9 protein-coding genes are annotated in these 4,997 nt (G+C 50.0%); 2 read left to right on the forward strand and 7 right to left on the reverse strand.

Annotated features, from left to right (window positions below; genetic code table 11):
• A partial coding sequence (locus tag ABYW01_RS13825) for a malate dehydrogenase (RefSeq protein ID WP_372833649.1) occupies positions 1-1,097 on the forward strand: 1,097 nt, incomplete at its 5' end.
• A 65-nt stretch (positions 1,098-1,162) separates the two neighbouring features.
• Complete coding sequence (locus tag ABYW01_RS13830; protein ID WP_372833651.1) at positions 1,163-1,570, forward strand: secondary thiamine-phosphate synthase enzyme YjbQ; 408 nt, start codon at positions 1,163-1,165, stop codon at positions 1,568-1,570.
• An 11-nt stretch (positions 1,571-1,581) separates the two neighbouring features.
• Here ABYW01_RS13830 and ABYW01_RS13835 read toward each other — a convergent pair whose 3' ends face one another.
• From ABYW01_RS13835 to ABYW01_RS13865, 7 genes are all read right to left on the reverse strand, one after another.
• On the reverse strand, positions 1,582-2,139 hold the full coding sequence (locus tag ABYW01_RS13835; protein ID WP_372833654.1) for a chemotaxis protein CheW: 558 nt from the start codon (positions 2,137-2,139) through the stop codon (positions 1,582-1,584).
• 2 nt (positions 2,140-2,141) lie between these two features.
• A complete protein-coding gene (locus ABYW01_RS13840) occupies positions 2,142-2,927 on the reverse strand; it encodes a hydroxypyruvate isomerase family protein (protein ID WP_372833657.1) in 786 nt (261 codons plus the stop codon).
• Positions 2,927-3,856, reverse strand: a complete 930-nt coding sequence (locus tag ABYW01_RS13845) for an NAD(P)-dependent oxidoreductase (RefSeq protein ID WP_372833659.1) — start codon at positions 3,854-3,856, stop codon at positions 2,927-2,929. The genes ABYW01_RS13840 and ABYW01_RS13845 overlap by 1 nt, the downstream gene beginning before the upstream one ends.
• A 20-nt stretch (positions 3,857-3,876) precedes the next feature.
• Positions 3,877-4,209 (reverse strand): TusE/DsrC/DsvC family sulfur relay protein, encoded by a 333-nt coding sequence (locus ABYW01_RS13850; protein ID WP_372833662.1) that lies wholly within the window; start codon positions 4,207-4,209, stop codon positions 3,877-3,879.
• 2 nt (positions 4,210-4,211) lie between these two features.
• Complete coding sequence (gene tusB / locus ABYW01_RS13855) at positions 4,212-4,508, reverse strand: sulfurtransferase complex subunit TusB (protein WP_372833663.1); 297 nt, start codon at positions 4,506-4,508, stop codon at positions 4,212-4,214.
• A gap of 10 nt (positions 4,509-4,518) precedes the next feature.
• Positions 4,519-4,884 (reverse strand): sulfurtransferase complex subunit TusC, encoded by a 366-nt coding sequence (gene tusC, locus ABYW01_RS13860; protein WP_372833665.1) that lies wholly within the window; start codon positions 4,882-4,884, stop codon positions 4,519-4,521.
• A 3-nt stretch (positions 4,885-4,887) separates the two neighbouring features.
• Positions 4,888-4,997 (reverse strand): DsrE family protein (locus tag ABYW01_RS13865; RefSeq protein ID WP_372833668.1); only part of this gene is annotated, 110 nt, incomplete at its 5' end.

Below are 4,997 nucleotides of genomic sequence, written 5' to 3' on the forward strand. Positions count from 1 at the left end.
GACGTCCAGTTCGAATTGCAGTGACCGGTGCTGCCGGTGCGATTAGCTATAGTTTATTGTTCAAAATCGCAGCAGGTGAAATGATGGGCAAAGATCAACCCGTTATTTTGCAGCTTGTTGAGCTCCCTCATGCTATGGATTCACTGCGTGGTGTGGCGATGGAGTTGATGGATTGTGCGTATCCTTTGCTGCACACCATTACGTTACACGACAATGTGGAAGACGGTTTCAGCAATGCTCATTATGCGCTGTTGGTTGGCGCTAAGCCTCGTGGTCCGGGTATGGAACGCAGGGATTTGCTCGAAGAAAATGCACAGATTTTTGCTCGTCAGGGCAAGGCGCTGAATGACTTCGCTAACCGTGATGTTAAAGTCCTGGTGACTGGCAACCCTGCGAATACCAATGCGCTGATTGCCAGTCGCAACGCACCCGACCTGAGCCCATCACAGTTTACCTGTCTGACGCGTCTTGATCACAACCGTGCGAAAGGTATTCTTGCGAACCACTGCGGCGCCACAACACGTGATATTGGCGGTATTATGATCTGGGGTAACCATTCGCCAACGCAATACCCAGACCTTCATCAAGCGACCATTTTGGGCAAGCCAGCGATGTCGCAGATCGATACCACATGGTATCGCGATGAGTTTATTCCTAAAGTGCAAAAGCGTGGTGGTGAAATCATCGAAGCGCGTGGGTTATCGAGCGCGGCTTCTGCTGCTCAGGCGATTGTTGACCAGATGCGGGATTGGGTACTCGGCACTGAGCCCGGTGAAATTATTAGCATGGGCTTGTTGAGTGATGGCAGCTACGGCATTACAAAAGGGATTTTCTATTCTTTCCCCGTGATCTGTAACTATGGTCGTTACCAGATTGTTCAGAATGTCGAAATCAATGAGTTCAGTCGTCAGCGTCTGACGGCCACAGAACAGGAGCTGCTGGATGAGAAGGCGGCGGTAGAGGAGATGTTGCCAAAAGAGACGGAGGCTTCCCATCAGAATCTGTCTATCTGCTTGCGCTCCGGTGTAACACTCTATGCTGACAACACGGGTCCAGATGCGGATAGTAAATTTATGACAACCAATCGCGTGCTCTGAGCATTGCTGATCTAAGTTGCTCTTTGCTAAAGTGCCCCTTCATCTAAGGGGCATTTTTATTTCTTATGGTTACCACACTTTCAGTCAAAACAGGCCGTCAGGGGCTGTTCGAGTTCACATTACAGCTCGATACATTAGTATCGGGCTCCGGTATCAATAATGGACTCTGTTCGTTACTGATTCAGCATACGTCGGCCAGCCTGACGATTCAGGAAAACGCAGATCCAAGTGCAAAAGTTGATCTTGAGAACTGGATGAATCGGCTGGTGCAGGAGAATGATCCGCTCTACACCCATACTCTGGAGGGGGAGGATGATATGCCTGCGCATATTAAAGCCGCGCTGACATCGACAACGCTCTCAATTCCAATAATGAATGGACGGCTGGCGCTAGGGACCTGGCAGGGCGTGTATTGCTGGGAGCATCGGCACCACGCTGGCCATCGCCAGATCGTGGTGCACATCGGAAGCTAACTCCGCAGGGATCAAGCGATCTCTGACGGGCCGTCCTCGGAATCGTGTGGCGTAATGCTGGTTAGCATCTTCATGATGTCTAATAAGATGATCAGTACGTTGTTGTGATAGCACACACCCTGTACGAAGCGGCGGGTCGACTCGTCGCTGGAAACACTTGGCGCGCGATCCACATCATTTTGCGGCAGGTTGATGACTTCATCCACGCTGTCTACAACAATGCCGATCACTTCCTGTTCGTTGTATTCAATGACAATGATGCGGGTGTCGTCGTCGGTGGGTACCGGAGGCAGTCCGAAGAGGCGACGGGTATCAATAACGGTAACGACGTTACCACGTAAATTGATAATGCCGAGAACATAGTTTTCCGCGCCAGGTACCGGGGTCATTTCACTGAAGCGCAAAACTTCTTTGACCTTGATGACATCAATGCCGTACAGCTCGTTGTTAACCTTAAATGTTGCCCACTGATGGAAGACAACATCATCCTGATTGGTTTGTTTCGACTGCTCTTTTGAGGCGTTACTTAGATACTGTTGCAGATCTTCTGCGGCTTGTTCAAGACCCATGATTACTGTCCACCTATTATCGGTTTAACCTGAGCTAATCCGCTCAGCGTATCTGCTGCCGGGACATACTCCAGACTGATTGTGCCTGAGTATCCCATAGCATCTATGGCTTTGAAAAGATTTGGGAAGTTGATCTCGCCGGTACCAGGTTCATGGCGACCCGGGACATCAGCTATCTGTATGTGTCCAACGTTGCGGAGATTATTCTGCAACGTCGTGATCAGATTGCCTTCCATAATTTGCATATGATAAACATCATACTGAAAATAAAGATTTTCAATACAAAATGATTCTTTTAAATCAATAAGTTGCTTTGATGTGTTAAGAAAGAATCCAGGTATATCCTGGGTGTTTATGGCTTCCGCCATTAACTGGATGTCATGCGCCCCGAGTATATTGGCAGCATGTTTCAAGTTGCGTGCGAATGTCTCTTCTGCACTCTGGCTGCTGACATCATCAGGCTTTATACCGGACAGGCAGTTTATCTTCTTTACGCCAAGTGATGCGGCGTATTCCAACGCCAGATTAACGCCATGATTGAATTCTTTTATTCGATCTGGATGGCAGGCAATACCGCGTTCTCCACCAGCCCAGTCTCCTGCGGGGAGGTTAATCAGCACCAATGTTTGCTGGTTGCGCTGCAGTGCGGCCTGAATCTCGTCTGGTGTCAGCTCATAGGGGAACTGAATTTCCACCTGCTTAAAACCTGCTTGTGCAGCGGCATCAAAACGCTCAATCAATGGTAGTTCGGTAAACAGCATGCTGAGGTTAACAGCAAAATTCGGCATTACTTTTTCTCCACCAGCGCTGGACGAAGCGTTTCTCCATCACCCAGTCGTGCGGGTTGATTAAGTGACTCCAGTTGTAACAACAGGCCACTGTGATCGCAGTTTTCCATTCCTTTCGCCGTCATATTGAGATATTCATCATATACGCGCTGAGATAGCGGCAAAGTTAGGTTCTGCGCGTGGGCCGTATCCAGAATAGTCCGCAAATCCTTAAGCTGCACGCGAGATGTCGCGCCAGGCATAAAGTTGCGATCAATCATACGTTGTCCATGTAGTTCAAGAATTCGGCTGCTGGCAAAACCTCCGAGCAATGCTTCTTTGACTGCAGCTGGGTCTGCTCCGCCTTCGGCCGCCAATAGCAGTGCTTCAGATACAGCACCAATGGTGATGCCTACAATGGCCTGATTGGCACACTTCGCCAGCTGCCCTGAACCCGAAGGACCGATATAGGTTGCGGATCGTCCCAGTACGCCAAATAGATATTCAGCGCTTTCGAACGTCGCTTTGTTTCCACCTGCCATAATTGACAGCGTTGCCTGTTCCGCGCCCACGGTGCCACCGGATACCGGTGCATCCAGATATTTAAGTCCCAATGCCTCTAAGCGTTTAGCATGATCTTTGGCCATCTCTGGTGGGATAGAACTCATATCAATGATCAACGTTCCAGTGTCGCAATGCTCAGCGGCATTCTGGCCAAAAAGCACATCCTCTACCACGGGGCCGTTTTCAAGCATGGTAATAACGACATCTGCGTTCAACACGGCTTCACGCGGTGTGTCGGCGACCTTAGCTCCCCATGATTCCAACATTTCCGCTTTGCTGCGGGTGCGGTTCCATGCGGTCAGCTGATAGCCAGCATTGAGAAGGTTGGTCGCCATGGGCAATCCCATCAGCCCAATACCGAGAAACGCAACTGTCGGTAAACTCATTCTTGCTCCTTACGCCTGATCTACAGGCAGTTTGTCGGCTTAGGTAAGCCTGCGATCTTAGCGGCCAGTTTGGCCGGGCTGTCTGGAAACAGCGTCATCAGATAGATGCTCTTACCTTTATCGGCACCTAACGCTTGTCCTACAGCTTTTACGAACGGTCGCATAGCCGGAGCGTGCTCAAATGTCTGATAAAAGTCCCGAATTACGTTGAGTACAGCCCAGTGCTCGGGTGTCAGTTCCAGCTGTTCCGAGTGTGCAATTGCTTCTGCAACAGTTTCGGACCAGTCCGATAAAGAGACGAGATAACCTTCGTCATCAACTTCGATGGGGGTGCCGTCGACTACGAGTGTCATGGTTAATACCAACTAACGACTTTGTCGTGCTCACAGGCCAAATCGACGAAGCCGCTATCATCTACCACGGTGAACCGACTATCTTTCATGTCGTTCAGTCCGCGGGCGTCCAGATCGGCTTGTAATGCGTAAAACGCTATATTTGCATTGATCTGATCATAGTGTGCGGCGTGAGCAGGCAGCGATGCCAGGACACCATCTTCGATTAACAGAAGGGCGTCTCCTTCGCTCAGTGCGCTCAGGCAGCGTTTAAGGCATTCGATGTTGCCGGGAGGTTGATTTAGCGTGTGTAGTGCCATAGGTGGGATCTCAGAAGGTTAGAACCACATCGTGGTCCTGAATCAATTGCTGAATGGCGGTTTGATCAAGCTGTGTGGTGTTGTGCTCTAGCGAGTCAGTGGTTAAACCGTGTGTGTTTAGGCTCTCAGCACATACAAACAGCTGGTCAATATCGTACATTGGCAGTGCGGCGAGATTGGCAGAGAGATTTTTCTGCCCAATACCTTTGGCTTGGTGGCCGCCAATCAGTTGAAACACACCATCATCAGCAAACAAGATACTGATCGGCATTTCAAAGACACCACAGGTTAATGCAACATCCAGCGAATCTCGTGCGTTAGAACGGCCGTACGGTGCGCGACGATTAATGATCAGTACTTTCTTCTTGTCGGGCATGGCTCAGGCTCCAAAGGTAATAACACGGTCAGAATGAGCAATAGCGTCGGCCAGCTGGCCGAGCCCTGAAAGCTCAAAGCCTTCTGCCAGGTTGGAACCTGACTTGCCATATC

The organism is Pontibacterium sp. (assembly GCF_041587635.1).
Classification (GTDB): domain Bacteria; phylum Pseudomonadota; class Gammaproteobacteria; order Pseudomonadales; family Balneatricaceae; genus Pontibacterium.